This is a genomic window from Brytella acorum, assembly GCF_029309905.1.
In the GTDB taxonomy this organism is placed as follows: Bacteria; Pseudomonadota; Alphaproteobacteria; order Acetobacterales; family Acetobacteraceae; genus Brytella; species Brytella acorum.
Genome location: NZ_JARBJP010000003.1, coordinates 351205 through 367992, shown reverse-complemented (window position 1 = coordinate 367992; position 16788 = coordinate 351205). Strand labels below are relative to the sequence as shown.

At 61.5% G+C, this 16788-nt stretch carries 12 protein-coding genes and 2 riboswitches; of the genes, 6 read left to right on the top strand and 6 right to left on the bottom strand.

From position 1 onward, the window contains the following. Positions 1-189: 189 nt before the first annotated feature. The 3 genes from gcvP to gcvT form a co-directional block, all read right to left on the bottom strand. Complete coding sequence (gene gcvP / locus PWM43_RS08155; RefSeq protein ID WP_289841996.1) at positions 190-3060, bottom strand: aminomethyl-transferring glycine dehydrogenase; 2871 nt, start codon at positions 3058-3060, stop codon at positions 190-192. Positions 3061-3125: 65 nt separating this feature from the next. Then, positions 3126-3491 (bottom strand): glycine cleavage system protein GcvH, encoded by a 366-nt coding sequence (gene gcvH / locus PWM43_RS08150; protein WP_289841995.1) that lies wholly within the window; start codon positions 3489-3491, stop codon positions 3126-3128. A 40-nt stretch (positions 3492-3531) separates the two neighbouring features. Further along, on the bottom strand, positions 3532-4668 hold the full coding sequence (gcvT, locus tag PWM43_RS08145; RefSeq protein WP_289841994.1) for a glycine cleavage system aminomethyltransferase GcvT: 1137 nt from the start codon (positions 4666-4668) through the stop codon (positions 3532-3534). A 38-nt stretch (positions 4669-4706) separates the two neighbouring features. Continuing rightward, positions 4707-4776, bottom strand: a riboswitch (glycine riboswitch). A 2-nt stretch (positions 4777-4778) separates the two neighbouring features. Next, a riboswitch (glycine riboswitch) is annotated at positions 4779-4870 on the bottom strand. Between the two features lie 115 nt (positions 4871-4985). On the opposite strand from gcvT, the gene PWM43_RS08140 reads away from it, so the two are divergent. Continuing rightward, positions 4986-5288: a putative quinol monooxygenase gene (locus tag PWM43_RS08140; RefSeq protein ID WP_289841993.1), complete on the top strand. Its 303-nt coding sequence runs from the start codon at positions 4986-4988 to the stop codon at positions 5286-5288. Beyond that, entirely contained in the window at positions 5285-5524 is a 240-nt protein-coding gene (locus PWM43_RS08135) for a putative hemolysin (protein ID WP_289841992.1), read from the top strand. The genes PWM43_RS08140 and PWM43_RS08135 overlap by 4 nt, the downstream gene beginning before the upstream one ends. A gap of 14 nt (positions 5525-5538) precedes the next feature. Here the strand turns inward: PWM43_RS08135 and PWM43_RS08130 are convergent, their stop codons facing one another. From PWM43_RS08130 to speD, 3 genes are all read right to left on the bottom strand, one after another. Continuing rightward, positions 5539-7365, bottom strand: a complete 1827-nt coding sequence (locus PWM43_RS08130; RefSeq protein ID WP_289841991.1) for a Hint domain-containing protein — start codon at positions 7363-7365, stop codon at positions 5539-5541. 251 nt (positions 7366-7616) lie between these two features. Then, positions 7617-8501 (bottom strand): polyamine aminopropyltransferase, encoded by an 885-nt coding sequence (speE, locus tag PWM43_RS08125; protein WP_289841990.1) that lies wholly within the window; start codon positions 8499-8501, stop codon positions 7617-7619. Between the two features lie 93 nt (positions 8502-8594). Then, a complete protein-coding gene (gene speD / locus PWM43_RS08120) occupies positions 8595-9071 on the bottom strand; it encodes an adenosylmethionine decarboxylase (protein WP_289842041.1) in 477 nt (158 codons plus the stop codon). A 517-nt stretch (positions 9072-9588) separates the two neighbouring features. Here speD and PWM43_RS08115 point away from each other — a divergent pair. From PWM43_RS08115 to PWM43_RS08100, 4 genes are all read left to right on the top strand, one after another. Continuing rightward, positions 9589-10704: an AI-2E family transporter gene (locus tag PWM43_RS08115; RefSeq protein ID WP_289842040.1), complete on the top strand. Its 1116-nt coding sequence runs from the start codon at positions 9589-9591 to the stop codon at positions 10702-10704. Positions 10705-10906: 202 nt separating this feature from the next. Then, positions 10907-12049 (top strand): efflux RND transporter periplasmic adaptor subunit, encoded by a 1143-nt coding sequence (locus PWM43_RS08110; protein WP_289841989.1) that lies wholly within the window; start codon positions 10907-10909, stop codon positions 12047-12049. 39 nt (positions 12050-12088) lie between these two features. After that, entirely contained in the window at positions 12089-15181 is a 3093-nt protein-coding gene (locus PWM43_RS08105; protein WP_289841988.1) for an efflux RND transporter permease subunit, read from the top strand. Continuing rightward, positions 15178-16722, top strand: a complete 1545-nt coding sequence (locus PWM43_RS08100) for an efflux transporter outer membrane subunit (RefSeq protein ID WP_289841987.1) — start codon at positions 15178-15180, stop codon at positions 16720-16722. Before PWM43_RS08105 ends, PWM43_RS08100 begins: the two co-directional genes overlap by 4 nt. The last annotated feature ends 66 nt before the right edge of the window (positions 16723-16788 follow it).

The following is a 16788-nucleotide window of genomic DNA, read 5'->3' as shown; positions in this document are numbered from 1 at the left end:
TGTCCATTCCATGAGAGGTTTTTAAATTTATTGGGATGATAAGGTTTTCCATGCATGGGTGGAGTGCGGAAGTGCTCGGTTATGATATATCCGCGTTCGAATTTTTTCTGCCATATGTATAGTAACGCTCATCGCAAATAAAAAAAGCGTCCCCGAAGGAACGCTTTTTCCGTTGTCCAGAAGAGCGGTTTATTCTGCCGCGTCAGCGTATTCCGAAATATCGGGGCAGGAACAGACCAGATTGCGATCGCCCCAGGCATTGTCGATGCGATTGACCGGGGTCCAGTATTTCGCGGTCGTCTCGCCGTTGGGAAAACAGCCGGTCGCGCGATCATAGGCGCGCTCCCAGGCGCCCAGCAAATCGGCCACGGTATGGGGCGCGAAATGCAGCGGGCTCTCATCCATTGCGATCTCTCCCGCCTCGACGGCGGCGATCTCGCGGCGGATGGCGATCATGGCGTCGCAGAACCGGTCGAGTTCGACCTTGCCCTCGGATTCGGTCGGCTCGATCATGAAGGTGCCCGCGACAGGGAAGCTTACGGTCGGCGCATGGAAGCCATGATCGATGAGGCGCTTGGCGATGTCGTCCACGGTCACGCCGACCTTATCCTTCAGCGGCCGCAGATCCACGATGCACTCATGGGCTGTACGACCGTTGGTGCCGCGATACAGCACCGGATAATGCTCGCCGAGGCGGGCTGCGATGTAGTTCGCGTTGAGAATGGCGATCTCGGTGGCGCGGCGTAGACCGGCATCACCCATCATCATGATATAGGCGACCGAAATTGGCAGGATCGAGGCCGAGCCATAAGGCGCGGCTGACACGCAGTGCTCGCCTCCGGTTTCGGGACGGCCGGGCAGATAAGGCGCGAGATGCGACTTGACGCCGATCGGTCCCATCCCCGGTCCACCGCCCCCATGCGGGATGCAGAAGGTCTTGTGCAGGTTGAAATGTGAGACATCCGCGCCGTAATGGCCGGGGCGCGACAGCCCGACCTGCGCGTTCATGTTCGCACCGTCGAGATAGACCTGACCGCCCGCCGCATGAACCTTGTTGCAGAGTTCCACCACACCTTCCTCGAACACGCCATGCGTCGACGGGTAGGTGATCATGATGGCCGCGACCCGGCCTTCGTTCTGGGCAAGTTTGGCGTCCAGATCCGCCATATCGACATTGCCCGACGCATCGCAGGCGACGACGACGACGCGCATGGCCGCCATCTGGGCCGATGCCGGGTTGGTGCCGTGGGCCGAAGCGGGAATCAGGCAGACATCGCGTTCAAAATCGCCGCGGGCCCGGTGATAGGCGCGGATGGCGAGGAGACCGGCATATTCGCCCTGAGCCCCCGAGTTCGGCTGGAGCGAGACGGCGTCATAGCCCGAGAGCAGGCACAGCGCGCGCTCGAGATAAGCGAAGAGTTCCGCATAGCCCCGGGTCTGGTCGGCGGGCGCGAAGGGGTGGATGCCGCCGAACTCGGGCCAGGTGATGGGGATCATCTCGGCTGTGGCGTTGAGCTTCATCGTGCACGAGCCCAGCGGGATCATGGTGCGGTCGAGCGCGAGATCGAAGTCCGACAGGCGACGCATGTAGCGCAGGAGATCCGTTTCCGAGCGATGCGCGTGAAACACCGCATGGCCGAGGATTTCATCCTGACGCAGAAGTGCCGCGGGCAGCGGTTCACGGACGCTCAGCCTGTCCGCCAGTGTCGCCAGACGCGCGTCATCCGGGCGGAAGCCGCGCCAGACGGCTTCGATATCGGCCTGTGTCGTCGTCTCGTCGCAGGCAATGCCGATCCGCCCTGCTCCGGCGTCCCGCAGGTTGACTCCGGCCTCGCGGACCCGATCCAGAATCAGAGCGGCGGATTCGCCCGCCTGGACAGTAATCGTGTCGAAGAACGCCGATGTTTCGACTGTGACATCAAGGGCGCGCAGACCGTCCGCGAGGATGGTGGCGAAGCGATGCGTGCGGCGCGCGATGGCGCGTAGACCGTCGGGACCGTGATAGACCGCATACATGGATGCGATGACGGCGAGCAGTACCTGCGCCGTGCAGATGTTCGACGTCGCCTTCTCGCGGCGGATATGCTGCTCGCGCGTCTGAAGCGCGAGGCGATAGGCGGGTTTGCCGTGGCTGTCCCGCGACACGCCGACCAACCGGCCCGGCATGTTGCGCTTATAGGCGTCGCGCGTGGCCATGAACCCGGCATGCGGGCCGCCGAAGCCCATCGGCACGCCGTAACGCTGCATCGAGCCGATCGCGATGTCCGCGCCGAGCTGGCCGGGGGATTCCAGCATCACGAGCGCCAGCGGATCGCATGTCATGGCCGCGATCGCGCCCGCCGCGTGGAGCGCCTCGATCACGTCGCGGAAATCGCGGACCTGACCCGAACTGCCGGGATAGGAGAACAGAGCGCCGAAGACGGAGGCCGCGTCCAGATCCTTTTCCGGGTCGCCGACGACGATCTCCCAGCCCAGCGGCTCCGCGCGCGTGCGCAGAACCGAAAGCGTCTGCGGGTGCGTGTCCGCGTCGACGAAGAAGCGTGTCGCCTTGGATTTCGAGACGCGCTGGGCCAGCGCCATGGCTTCGGCGCAGGCCGTGGCCTCGTCGAGCAGCGACGCGTTGGCGATGTCCATGCCCGTCAGATCACGCACCAGCGTCTGGAAGTTCAGCAGCGCTTCGAGACGGCCCTGGCTGATCTCGGGCTGATAGGGCGTGTAGGCCGTGTACCAGGCCGGGTTTTCGAGAATGTTGCGCTGGATCACCGGCGGCAGGATCGTGTCGGAATAACCCTGACCGATCATCGAGCGCATGACGACGTTCTTCGACGCCATGGCTTTCAGACGCGCCAGCGCCTCGGTTTCCGTCAGCCCTTCGCCGATGCCGCTATCGGCGCGATCGAGAATGGCGGCGGGAACCGTCTGGGCGATCAGCGCCTCAAGACTGTCCACGCCGAGCATTTCGAGCATGGACGCCACTTCGGCGGGCCGGGGACCGTTATGCCGGGTGGCGAAAGCGTCGGCGTCGTGCTGGGGCCAGATGGGCGCGGCAGAGGATGACACGTCAGATACTGTCCTTCATGAGGGGCCAGCCAGGATGCCGGCCTCCTGCCTTTGGTGCGGGAAACTTAGAGCGAGGCCTTGTAGGCGGCTTCGTCGAGCAGTCCCTCGAGCTGTGAGGAATCGCCGACCTTCAGCTTGAAGATCCAGCCTTCGCCTTCAGGGTCCTGGCCGATCAGGTTCGGTTCTTCCGACAGCTTCGCATTGAAGCCCGCGATCGCGCCCGCGATGGGAGCATAGATGTCCGATGCGGCCTTGACGGATTCGACGACCGCGGCGGGTTCTCCCTGGCCGATTTCCGTGCCTTCGTCCTTGGCTTCGACGAAGACCAGTTCACCCAGCTCATCGGCGGCGTGAGCGGTGATTCCAACGGTCGCGATGTCGCCATCGAGGCGGACCCATTCGTGGGACTTCGTGTAGTAAGTGGTGCTCATCGGGCGGCTTCCGTCCTGAGGGTTGAAATGAAATCCGGGATCAGCGCTTGAAACCGGGCTTGACGAAAGGCAGGGCGCTGACCGTCACGGGCACGAACTTGCCGCGCAGTTCAGCGAAAAGCGCCGTGCCGGTTTCGGAATGTTTCGTGTCGACATAGCCCATGGCGACCGGCGCGTTGATGCTGGGACCGAAGGCGCCCGACGTCACCACGCCTGCCGGGATCTGACCGTCGGCATCGGCAAAAAGTTTCGCGCCGGCGCGCACGGGCGCGCGGCCTTCGGGGGCCAGGCCGACACGCAGCCGCGAAACGCCACTGGCCGCCTGCTGCATGATCTGCGCGGCGCCGGGATAGCCCCCTTCGCGAGCGCCTCCGGCACGGCGGGCCTTTTGCATCGCCCAGACGAGATTGCCTTCGACGGGTGTAGTCGTCTCGTCGATATCGTTGCCATAGAGGCACAGCCCGGCTTCGAGACGCAGGCTGTCACGCGCACCGAGGCCGATCGGCAGCACACTCTCGTCTCTGAGCAGGGCACGGGCGACGGTATCGGCGTCCGACGCTTTCATGCCGAGTTCGTAGCCATCCTCGCCGGTGTACCCCGAGCGCGTCACGGTGCATGGCACACCCGCGACGTCGGTCTCGATGGCGTCCATGAAGCGCATGGACGCGGCTGCCGGACACAGTGGCGTCAGAACATCGACGGCCTGCGGCCCCTGAAGCGCAAGGAGCGCCCGGTCATCAAGGCGTTCGATATGCACGCGATCGCCGATCATGGCTGCGATATGGGCCGTATCACTGGCTTTGCAGGCCGCATTGACGACCACGAACAACCAGCCGCCCATGTTCGCGACCATCAGGTCGTCCATGATGCCGCCGCGATCGTTGGTCAGAAAACCATAGCGCTGGCGATGCGGCGCAAGGGTTGCGAGATCAACGGGGATGATTGTCTCGAGAGCGAGAGCGGCGTCGCTAAGATCGCCCGATTTCGCGGTGATGCGCAGCTGGCCCATGTGGGAGACGTCGAACAGCCCGGCCGCCTTGCGGGTATGCAGGTGTTCGGTCATCAGCCCCGCCGGGTATTGCAGCGGCATTTCGTATCCGGCGAAAGGAACGATCTTCGCACCCAGCTCGACATGGAGGTCATGGAGCGGCACGCGGGCCGTGGAGGCTTCAGACAAGGACGGACTCCGTCATGGGAGGTGAAACGTCGTTGCCCCTTCTGTCGATTTGCCTGAGATCGTTATCCCGTCGGCGGACGCATTCGAAGACGCGCCTCTTTCCAGAAGTTCAGCCGATGTCGGTCCTTTGGCCTGAGAGTTTCCGGGGCGGTTGCTCCTTCGGCGCCGGTCTGTTTCACCCGGTCTCTCCCGTCATCAGTGATGTCCCTCTGACAGGTTTAAGCGCCATCCGTCAATCGGGAAAACAATGTCGAGAACGGGCGTGCATTCGCGACGTTGAGTGTTATTCTCGCTCAAGTGCCTGAAGGAGAAAGATTATGGTCACACCGCTGACAGTCATTGCGGAATTCGCAACGACTTCCGAAACATTCGAACCGTTTCTGGAGATGTGTCGTTTCGATGCCGAGCGTTCCGTCGGAGACGAAGACGGCTGTCTGGAATTCGTCGTCCTGACTCCTGAGGATCAGCCGGACACGATCGTTCTCTATGAAGTCTACACCGGACGGCCCGCATTCGAAGCGCATTTGAAAACGCCGCATTTCGAGAAATTCGCGGCGGCCCTGCGTGATCTTAAAATCGAGGAACGGAGCGTGCGCTTTTTCGCGCGGCGCGCACCATGAAGCGGATCGCGCTGGTGGCTCTGGTTCTGGTCGCGGGCTGTGCCGCTAAGGCGGAGCCGCCCACACGAATTGGGATGCCCAATCCGGCTTCCGTCGCCTGTATCAAGGCTGGTGGTAAACTCGAAATTCGCACGGGCGCCGCGGGGCAATACGGCATGTGTCATCTGCCCGACGGACGTGTCTGCGAGGAGTGGGAACTCTTCCGCACGGGAAAATGCGTCGTCCCCACTCCGTGACATAAGGTTCGGCGTCAGGCGGCGATCGACGCCTTGCCCTCGTGGCGGGGTGCGGTCGCCGCGACGTCGATGACCAGCATGCCCATGACGCCAGGCGCGCGATCGCCAAGCTCGATCAGAGCGTCCCCCGAGGTCCAGCGCATCTCGCCCTCGACCGGATTCCAGCCCGCGAGGCTGCCCGACCTGAAGTCGATGCTGCGTGTCGAGTCCGCGTCCCACAGGGTGACACCGCTGACCAGCAGACCGAGTGTCCGGCGGTCGTCGACATACGGGCCGATGGCATCGGATGGGCGTGCTGCGTTGGAGACGAGTCGCACCATGCCGACCGTCGCCGGGATCGAGAACACGAACTGATTGCCGACATGACGCACCGCCGCGAGGCTGCGACCGTCGGGCAGGACGACATGCAGGTTCGTGCCATTCGTGGCCGTCGTATCCACGATCGCGGGCGCGAAGCCCAGTGTTTCCGCGCGTCTGTTGATGCGGTCGAAGATCGGCTCGACGATTTCACGCGCCGTAGTCAGCGGGGCCGCCGCGTCGTCGCGCCACGTGCGAACGAGTTTGCCGACGTCGTTGCCTTCGAACTGAGCACGGTTGCCGGTGTCGAGATAGCTCTCAGTTGGCATCGAGTCCGCCAGAATGATCGCATGATGCTCGGTCTCGACATGGAAGTAGTCAAACGACGTCCGTGATAGATCATAGGAGATCGAACGACCGTTCACGAGCATGCGCGCCGGAACGAATCCGCCGTCGATGAACAGGCAATGCTCGGCTGTGACCAGAAGGTCGCGTGAGGGAAGCCCCTCGGCAATGGCGTTGGCGCTGATTCGGACCGGATAGCCCGCATCTGTGATGGCCAGCCAGGGCTGGACACGCGCATGCTGACGACCTATCCAGACAACACGCTGTTCGGATCGCGCACCATCGCGACCCAGCGTTACCAGCACGTCATCTTCGGAAAGCGTTTCGACGGATTTTTCACCCGAGATGGTCAGGATCCGTGTGCCTGCGAGGAAGCAGACATGGGTTGTCGCCGTAACGACGCTCCAGCTTCCATCATCATTCTGTACAATTTTGGCGCTCGAAGGCGTTACGCCGGCGGCGAACGAAATATCCGTGAACGTGATGCCATAATTATAGGCATTGAGTGCAATGTAGAGCTTGTAGGTGCCATTACCGTTGGCCGAGAACGTCGCGTTGATCGGTGCCGTGCTGCCTGCGGCGACCGTGATCAGCGAGGAACTGTTGTAGCCCGTAATTTCGTTGGTGATCGGATTGCCACCGTTATCGGGGACAATCAACTGGTTGGATGCCGCGTGCGCATTCGCGGCACCAAACGCAAATTTCGCGCTTCCAGTGTCGTTCAAGTAGATCTTGGAGCCGTTGACAAGCGTGACGGTCTCCTTGTCGAGCGCGACCGCCTGGCTGAGTCCCACCGTCGAGCCGTCGAGAATGATCGAACCGCTTCCCGAAATCTTGTAGCCGAAATCGACGCTATTGTTGTTCACGATACGCAGCGTGCCGTTAACCGTGGCATTGGAACTGCCGAGGGTAACAGGGCTGGTGGTCGTCACATTGACCGTGGAGTCCGTGCCGATCGTGATGCCATTCACTTTGAAGACCGGAGATACGGATGTGGAAGACGCCGTGACATTCAGTGTCGCGCCGTGCTCAACGACGACTCCATTGGAGTAATCGGTGTTGTCCGCCTTGTCATAGTTGACCGTGTAGGTACCGGAAATATCTGGCACCTCGTAGGTCTTGTCCTGAGGAAGACCCGCAGCCCAGTTCGCTGCGGCAAACCAACTACCTGACGCGGGGCCGTTCCAAGAGTTCGCCATAGAAATTTGCGCTTTCCCAACGTGAATGACGGGCATGTCATCGACTCATGGCTTATCTAATCGGTTTTTCGCCCAATTCAATAAAAAGCAGCGATTCCGACAGATAAAAAGCAATTCACTAACTACAAATTAACCATTCAAATCGATACTACCGTTAATGAATCGTTATTTACGGCTTCCGTTAGATCGAAAAACCGCCCTTTCCGGGGCGGTCGACGCGATTCCGATCTGTCTTTCGCAGCATTGACCCATCAAGCGATGCCAGAGGGCAGGTTCTCGGCGATGTAGGGGGGCAGGTTGAAAGCGCCTGTATGAATTTCGGGCGTCCAGTAACGCGTCGTTCCCAGAACGCCGACTTTTTGGGCGCGTTCCGAGATCTCGGCAGAGGTCTGCGTATCTGGTTTCTGTCCTTTTGAGGCAATGCCCAGAGTCATGAAGCCCCCCACATAAGTCGGCACGGCGGCGACATAAGCCGAAACATGGGGAAAGAACCGGGCGCGGCGCACGGACGTCTCGCGCAATTCATCCGCCTGCATGAACGGAACGCCGCATTGATTGACGATCAGGCCATCGCTCGAAAGGATGCGGGCGCAATCCTTGTAGAAGGCGTCCGTGAACAGAACTTCGCCCACGCCGACCGGATCGGTGGAGTCGACGATAATCACGTCAAAGGATTCATCGGCGGCCTTTGCGACGTAATCGATGCCGTCTCCCACGATGACTTCGGCGCGCGGGTCGTTCCAGGCATCGCCCGCGATCGAGGGGAGGTGCGTTTTGGAGAGTTCGATGACCAGCCCGTCAATTTCGACCATAACGGCCTTCTCGACGGTCTTGTGCTGCAGGACGCGTCGAAGAACACCACCATCGCCAGCACCAATGATGAGCACGCGACGAGCGTCGGGGTGCGCCAGCATCGGAACGTGGGTCAGCATTTCCTGATAGACGAATTCATCGCGCTCGGTGATCTGAATGGCACCGTCCAGCACCAGTACACGGCCATGCGAATCGCTTTCAAACACGACGATGTCCTGAAAGTCGCTGCGAACGCGCGCGAGTTCTTTCGTGACGCGAAAGCGCTGTCCCCAGTCAGGGTAAAGCGTCTCGTTGATCCAGGTCTCGTCAGGTCGTTCGTTCATGGGCTCGGTTCTCTCTCATCGTCACGTTCATCACGAAAAAAAAGGCCGAACCCTTCGGTCCGGCCTCTTCAAATCGTACCGCATTCCGGTCAATCAGGCGGCGATCTTGGCGGGTTCGCGGCCGCGTCGTTCTTCCTGGGCAACCACGCGGTCTGCCTGAAAGAGGCGCTGCATGACCGGAATCGTAAGATTCGGGTCGCAGGCGCCGCACATGAACACGTCCACGGCTGCGAAATTACGTTCGGGCCAAGTGTGGATCGAGATGTGACTCTCGGCCAGCACGATAACCCCCGAAACCCCGCCATTCGGCGAGAAGTGGTGAAAGTGGCTATGCAGAATCGTAGCGCCTGCTGTTACGGCCGCTTCGCAAAGCGTCGCATCAATCTTCGCGGGATCGTCCAGATTGGTGGCGTCCCAGAAGTCAATTAGCAGATGATGGCCAGCATAACGCTCGCCATCCCGCTCGATAAAATAGTCCTTGCACTCCTCATGATGAGAAGAAGCCGGTGCGATCGTCTGGTTATCTCTCGGGTGTCCCGATACCATCCCCAGTTGAGCAAGTGCGTTCATCACGTACCCCCAAACCAGTAGACAGCCTGTTGGGCATTATTGCCCCCTTGGGCCAGGCCGCCGCTGATATCGGCCTGACACTCTTGTTGCAAGGGATTTTTGGAGTTTGACCGTTTTTTTTGAGGTGTGATCGCCATATTCGTCAATCTTCGGTCCGACCGGGACGTTGGTGTGGTCGACGCGGACCCATGTTTTTGTTGGGCCTTCCGGGGCAGGGGGTTCGGGTCGGTTGAGCGGGAGTCATTCGAGTGACGGCGGACCGGCTACGCCCGTTGGGCGAGATGCGGGGATGTCTTTTTGGATAAAGTCTTCACGTTGGCGCCAGTTTCGCAGGAACAGGACTCGCCACGGGGGCAGGATGAGCTACAAGCAGGCTCGCGGTATGCCGATCAGGGGGAGTAGTTTTTCGATGTCCGCCACAGGCTCCCGACCGGATCCAACGTCGCCCACGCCGACATCGGCGGCCCATGCGGGCGATCCTGAGGCGCCGACCCAGGAGCGGATCATCCGCCGTGTGATGCTGACGCACTCGCTGAGCGTGCGGGACGTGTGCATCATCATCCTGACGGTTCTTGCGGTTTTCTATTCTCTCTACTTCGCTGCGGAAATTGTTCTGCCCTTCGTGTTCGCGACCGTGGTGAACCTGCTCATGGTCACCCCCATGCGTATGCTGCATAACCGCTTCCATGTGCCGAAGCCTCTGGCGGCGCTGTTTCTGATCGCGGCGATGTTCGTTTTCGTGGCCGGTATCGGGACGGCGATTTCCGTGCCCGCCGCCGCATGGCTTTCCGAGGTGCCTCACAGCATTCCGGTCATCCAGAAGAAGCTTGCCTATCTGCACGGCCCCTTCGAGGCGGTGTATACGGCTTATGACCGCACGGTCGCGATGTTCTTCACCGGATCGTCACGACACGGCATCACGGCGCCCGCGGACTTCATGGCTTTCGGCCATATCGGCACCGCCGTACTGACGGGCACGCGCGCCTTCATGGGCGAATTCTTCACCATGCTGCTCATGTTGTTCTTCCTCATGACCGAGGGAGACAGCCTGTTGCGGCGTGTGGTCGAGATCATGCCGACCTACGCGGACAAGAGGCGCATGGTGCAGATCGTCTCGCAGATCGAGCGTAATGTGTCCCTCTACCTCGCGACGATCACGATCATGAACCTGCTGGTCGGTATCCTGAACTTCCTGCAGTGCTGGCTGACGGGGATGCCCAATCCGCTACTCTGGGGCGTGCTGGCGTTCCTGCTGAACTACGTGCCGATCATAGGCCCGCTCACCGGCGTCGTCGTCTATCTGTTCGTGGGCATGTTCACCTTCTCGTCCAGCCTTTACGCGCTTTTGCCGCCCGCGATCTATCTGTGCATCCACATCCTCGAGGGCGAAACCATCACGCCGATGCTCCTGGCGAAACGCTTCACGCTCAATCCCGTTCTCGTGATGGCGTCGCTCATGTTCTGGGACTGGATGTGGGGTATATCGGGCGTGTTCCTTTCCGTCCCCATGCTCGCGGTCTTCAAAATATTCTGCGACCATATCGATGCCCTGACGCCGATCGGACACCTTCTGGGCGGCCCCGTCCGCCCGCGATCCCTCAGGACCATCGGCGCGCCCGTGGAGGTCAAATAACGTCGTTTCCATGATATTTGTGTTGCGGGAGCCGAAACAGCACGCTCCGCATCTTGACTTCATGGGGCGCTTCCCCTGAAAGCCGTAATGCGCCTTGCCCACGCCATAATATCTCTGTTTCTACGTCAACCGTTTTCTGTTTTATTGCATAACGTTTCACCAGAAGCGGCCCGCCAACCGTTGAAGAGGCTCTACGTTCAGCATGCGTTCAATCAGCGTGCGCCATCAGGTGTCGGCGGGTCTTCTCGCTTTGATTCTATCGGCGGTTCTCTTCGCGGTCATCCGTTCCCACAAGCACCCGCTTCCTGGCGTTTCGGTGGCCATGATGCACAGGGAAGGCGATGCCATCGTCGTCACGGATGACTCTCCCCTCCTGGCCCGGCTGAAAGTCAACGCCGTCGAATTGCGCCGTCTGCCACATAATATGTCCGTGCCGGCCACGGTCCAGGCCGAGCCTCTGCGCAGCATCACTGTGAAGGCGCCGGTTACGGGGCATGTCATAGCGTCGGCTCTCAAGCCGGGTGACACTGTTCATCGTGGCGACATCGTCGCGGAAATTGCGTCTGGTGATTTCGCACAGGCATCGTCGGATCTGGACAAGGCGAAAGCCCAGTTGGCGTTTGAAGAGCGTGTGGTCCGGCGCGCACAGGGTGTCCTGAATGTCGGCGGCGCCGCGACGAAAGATCTTGATTCCGCCCGTAACGATTACGCGCAGGCAGAAGCCGAGTTCCGTCGCACGCAACAGCGGCTGGCCAGTATGGATGCCCGTCCCGATCTTGCGGCGCGTGGAATCGTCGCCCTCGTCTCCCCGGTTGATGGTGTCGTCGGGACGAATGAAATGGCGGTCGGCGAGTATGTGACCGACGTGACCGCCGAACAGATGACGCTGCTGGATCTTTCGGAGGTCTGGGTGGAGGCCCAGGTTCCCGAGGATCTGGTCAGCGCCCTCAAGGTGGGTGAAACCGCGCAGGCGAATTTCGACGCTTTTCCGGACGCGCCGTGTTTCTCTCCCCTCCTGTCCCTCGATCCGGTCCTGCGCGCCGAGACGCGACGCACGGTGGCGCGCATGGCCTGCCCCAATCCGGACGGCCATCTGCGGCCCAACATGTTCGGCGATGTCGTTGTGAGTGTTCCCCAGCCGCCTCAGATCGTGGTGCCGAAATCCGCAATTCTCATGAACAACGATCAGATGTCCGTCTTCGTCGAAGTCGCGCCCCGCAGCTTTTCGCGGCGTGTGGTGTCGGTCTCCTATGATGAAGGGGACGATGTGCGTGTCCTGTCGGGGCTGCGGCCCGATGACCGGATCGTCTCCAGCGGCGGCATCCTGCTCAATGACGGTCTGTGAGTCGCGCGCCATGAGCGAATGCGATCGGGGCGTGCTGACATGATCGGACGTCTTATCGAACTGTGTTTCCAGCGGCGCTGGATCGTGTTCTCGGCGGCGATACTGCTCGCCATACTGGGCGGCTATGTCTGGCGGATCATGCCCGTCGAAGCCTATCCGGACCTCGGCGCCGTCAACGTGCAGGTGACCACGCAGGTGGCCGGTCTGGCGGCTGAGGAAGTCGAACAGCAGATTACCACGCCGCTTGAGCGCGCACTGGCCGCGACACCCGGCGTGGTCGAGAGCCGGTCGAGCAGCACCTTCGGCCTTTCGCTGATCACTTTGATCTTCCGCGAGGGGACGAACGTCTATCTGGCGCGTCAGCTCTCCACGGAAATGATGAGTCAGGCGTCGCTGCCCGCAAATGTGACGCCGCAGCTTGGCCCGATTTCGGGCCCTTCCGGCGAAATCTATCGCTATACGCTGGAATCCGACACCAAGAACCTGATGGAACTGTCGGATATCCAGCGCTGGATCGTGCTGCCGACATTCCAGCGCATTCCCGGCGTTGTGAACGTCAATAATTTTGGTGGCCTGACCAAGGAATATCAGCTCGTTCTCGATCCGGCCGCCCTCATGCGCTACGGAATCGGATTCAACGATGTCGTGACGGCCATCGGCGCCAACAACGCCAACGCGGCGGGGGGGCGGATCACGCGCGGCCAGCAGTCCTACATCGTCCGCGGCGTTGGCATGATGCACACGCTCGACGATCTCGCCCATACCGTGGTCGGACAGCATGACGGCGTGCCGGTTCTGGTGCGTGACCTTGGCACCGTCGAGTTTGGACACAGGGTTCGGCAGGGCATCCTGGGCAAGGACAACAACCCCGATACGATCGAGGGCATTCTCACGATGCTCTCGGGCGAAAACCCCTCGATCGTCCTGAACAACGTCCATCAGGTCGTCGGGTCCCTGCAGGAGCGTCTCAAGCCGCTCGGCGTGAGGATCGTGCCTTATATCGATCGTGACGTTCTGGTTCAGGCGACGACGAACAAGGTGAGCGAGACGATGGTCGAGGGCATCGGCCTCGTACTCGTCATTCTCACCCTGTTTCTGGGCAGTCCGCGCAGCGCCATGGTCACGGCGGTCACCATCCCGCTCGCGCTCTCGACGGTCTTCGTTCTCATGCATGGGTTCGGCATGTCGGCGAACCTGTTTTCGCTGGGGGCCGTGGATTTCGGCGTCATCGTGGACGGCGCGATCGTCATAACGGAAGCCATCCTGCGCCTGCGCGAAGCGGCGCCGACCGTCGAGCTTTCCCCGGCCGGCGTTCTGCGTGTCGCACGCATTGCCGGGCGATCGATCTGCTCGTCCACGCTCATCATCATCGTGGCGTACAGCCCGCTTTTCGCGTTCGAGGGCAGTGAGGGCAAGCTCTTCCGTCCGATGGCGTTCACGGTCAGCTTCGCGCTGATCGGCGCGCTGACCTGCTCGCTCTGTCTCATTCCGGCGCTGACCTATCTGGCGCTGCGCAAGCCTCGCAAAATCTGGCACAATCGCCCGCTTGAAAAGCTCCATGCCGCCTATGAACGCGGATTGAGCTACATGCTCGTCCGCCCGACGGTGACGTATCTGGGCGGGGCCGCCGGGCTGGTGCTCGTCGTTGTGCTCGGTATGTCGATCGGGCGCGAATTCCTGCCAGATCTCGATGAAGGCGCGCTGTGGCTTCAGGTGCAGCTCCCTTCCGGCATTTCGCTGGACGCGGGCAGCAAGATCGCGGGTGAAATCCGCTCAGCCATTCGCGAATTCCCGGAGACGTCTTACGCCATCACACAGCTGGGTCGTAACGACGACGGCACGGATCCATGGACGCCGTCACATATCGAGATGCCGGTTGGCCTCAAGCCTTACGATCAATGGCCCGCAGGCGAGACGAAAGTACAGTTCGTCAATCGGCTGAGGCTCCGCCTCAACAAAATTCCGGGGATCAGTTTCGGAATCAGCCAGCCCATTCAGGACAATATGAGCGATCTGGTGGGGGGCGCGCATAGTCCGCTCGTGCTGCGCGTCTATGGCAACGACTTCCATGAGCTGCGCCGCATCGGCGACGAACTTGTCGCCGTGCTCGAAGATACTCCGGGAACGACCGTGGCGTCGATTTTCCAGGAGCCCCGCATTCCGCAGATCGCTATCACCGCCGACCGTCTTCGCGCGGCGCGTTACGGTGTCAGTGTCAGCGATATCGCGACCGTCGTGCAGAACGGGATCGGCGATGCCGCCATCACGCAGGTTTATGTCGATGACCGGTTCTACGACGCCACGCTGCATATGCCCCTCGCGGATGCCGAGAACATGCAGGATATCCGTCAGCTGCTCCTACGTTCCTCAACGGGGGCACCCATACCGCTGGCCGATGTGGCGGATGTGTCGATGCATATGGGCGAGAGCAACATCGCCCATGAAATGGGCATGAGACAGATCACCCTGCGCGTCGATAACGGTCAGCGCCCGCTGTCGCAGTATCTCGATGACGCGCAGGCGAGGATCAGGTCGCGCGTGCATTTCGATCCGCGCAGTTTCCATCTCGAATGGGCTGGCAGCTTCCAGCAGGAAGAGCGCGCGCAGAAGCGTCTCGCCTTTGCGCTGGCGGTCATGTTCGCGGTCATGCTGGTGTTGCTTTTCATCGAATTCGGCAAGCTTCGCCATGCGGTTCTGGTCCTGTCGGTCGTGCCCCTGGCGACTCTGGGTGGCCTCGTGGCGCTGCATCTGCGCGGTGACACGCTCAATATTGCGACGGCGGTCGGCTTCATCGCGCTCTTCGGCGTTGCGATCCAGAATGGCATCATCATGATCGCTTCCATCAATCGGCACCATGCCGAAGGACATACGATCCACGATGCCGTCGTTCTGGGCGCGGGCGAACGCTTCCGTCCCGTTCTGATGACCGCGACCGTCGCCAGCATGGGCATGCTGCCCGCCGCGCTCGCGACGGGCGTGGGCACGGATGTGCAGCGCGGGCTGGCGACGGTGGTCGTCGGTGGACTGGGGATCGCGACCCTTCTGACGCTCTTCGTGCTGCCGGTGTTCTTCTACGAAATGGAACATTTCGTGGAGCGCCATCGTAAGCGCGGTGCGGGAGGTGCGGCATGACCTCCGGATCAACGCTGCGGCTGGCGGCGCTGGGCACGATGACGGCGCTTTCGCTGTCGGCATGTTCCGTGGGCCCTGATTTTCATCGCCCGGCGCTGCCCGGGACGCCGCAATACCAGAGTGGCGCGGCGCCTCGGCAGGTTCATGGTTCGAGCGGTGCCGGTCAGGCCGGTATGGCGCAGACGCTCGTAACCGGCGGCGATGTGGCCGGGGCGTGGTGGAAGCTTTTCGGCGTGCCGGAACTCGATGCGCTTGTGGCGCGGGCTCAGGCGCAGAACCCGAGTTTGCAGAGCGCGCAGGCCACGTTGAAAGCCGCATGGGAACAGGCCAAGGTCCAGGCGTCGCCCATGTTTCCCAGTATCTCGGCGAGCTTCAACCCGACACGCAACAAGACGTCTCGCGCTCTTTCGCCTGTGCCGGGCAGCAATGCGTATCTCTACAACCTGCATACGCTGCAGTTGAACATCTCCTATCAGCCCGATCTCTGGGGAGGACTCCGCCGGCAGATCGAAGCCGCCGCCGCCCAGGCCGACGTGCAGCGCTTTCAGCTCGAAGCGCAGGTCAACACGCTCATCAACACACTGGTCGTCGCCGTGATCCAGCAGGCAGGCACCCGATCCCAGATCGACGCGCTGCTGACCTCGATCGCGAGTCAGAAAGACGTTCTGAGAATCGTGGAAGGGCGCCAGCGCCTCGGGGATGCTTCTCTGGGAGAGGTACTCGCCCAGAAAGCGTTGCTCAGTCAGACCGAAGCACTGCTGCCGCCTCTTCAGTTGACGCTTGAGCAGGCTCACGATCAGATCGCGACGCTCGTCGGCGCGACACCGGACGAGGCCCTGCCCGAGCCGAGACTGGAAGCGTTCCATCTTCCCGCGGAACTGCCGGTTTCCCTGCCGTCCCGGCTTCTGGAGCAGCGTCCCGACGTTCGGGCGGCCGAAGCGCAGATGCATATCAACAGCGCGCAGGTGGGTGTCGCGATCGCCAACCGTCTGCCCAATGTCCAGCTTTCGGCCACGCCCGGGCAGGCGATAAATGCGATGAGCCAGTTCTTTGCTCCGGGATACGGAAACTGGGAAATCGGAGCCATGCTGGCACAGCCGCTGTTTCAGGGGTTTCAGCTCTGGCACCTTGAGCGTGAGGCGCGTCAGACGCTGCTCGCCTCCGCGGACACGTATCGCGCGACCGTGCTGGGGGCGATCCAGAATGTGGCGGATACGCTTCATGCGCTTCATGACGATGCCGATGGCCTCTCCGCGAGTGCCGAGAACGATCAGGCCGCCGCGCGCAGCGTGAAAATCGCGCGTGCGCAGTTTGCACTCGGAGATGTGAGCATGGCGCTCGTCCAGAATGCCGAGCAGCAGGAACTGACCGCGCGCCAGACGCTCGTCCAGGCGCAGGCCGCGCGGTTTTCCGACACCGTAGCGCTGTTTCAGGCACTTGGCGGTGGTTGGTGGCACCGTAACGACAGCGGCATGAAAGATCCTCCGCCGACCTGGCAGGCGGCGTTCACGGCCGACCCAGGAGTCCCAAAACGCCCCTGACGAGGAAACGTCCCGCTGGTTCGGCAGTTAAAATTCCGTCGAGACCGAACTCACCGGGAGAATTTT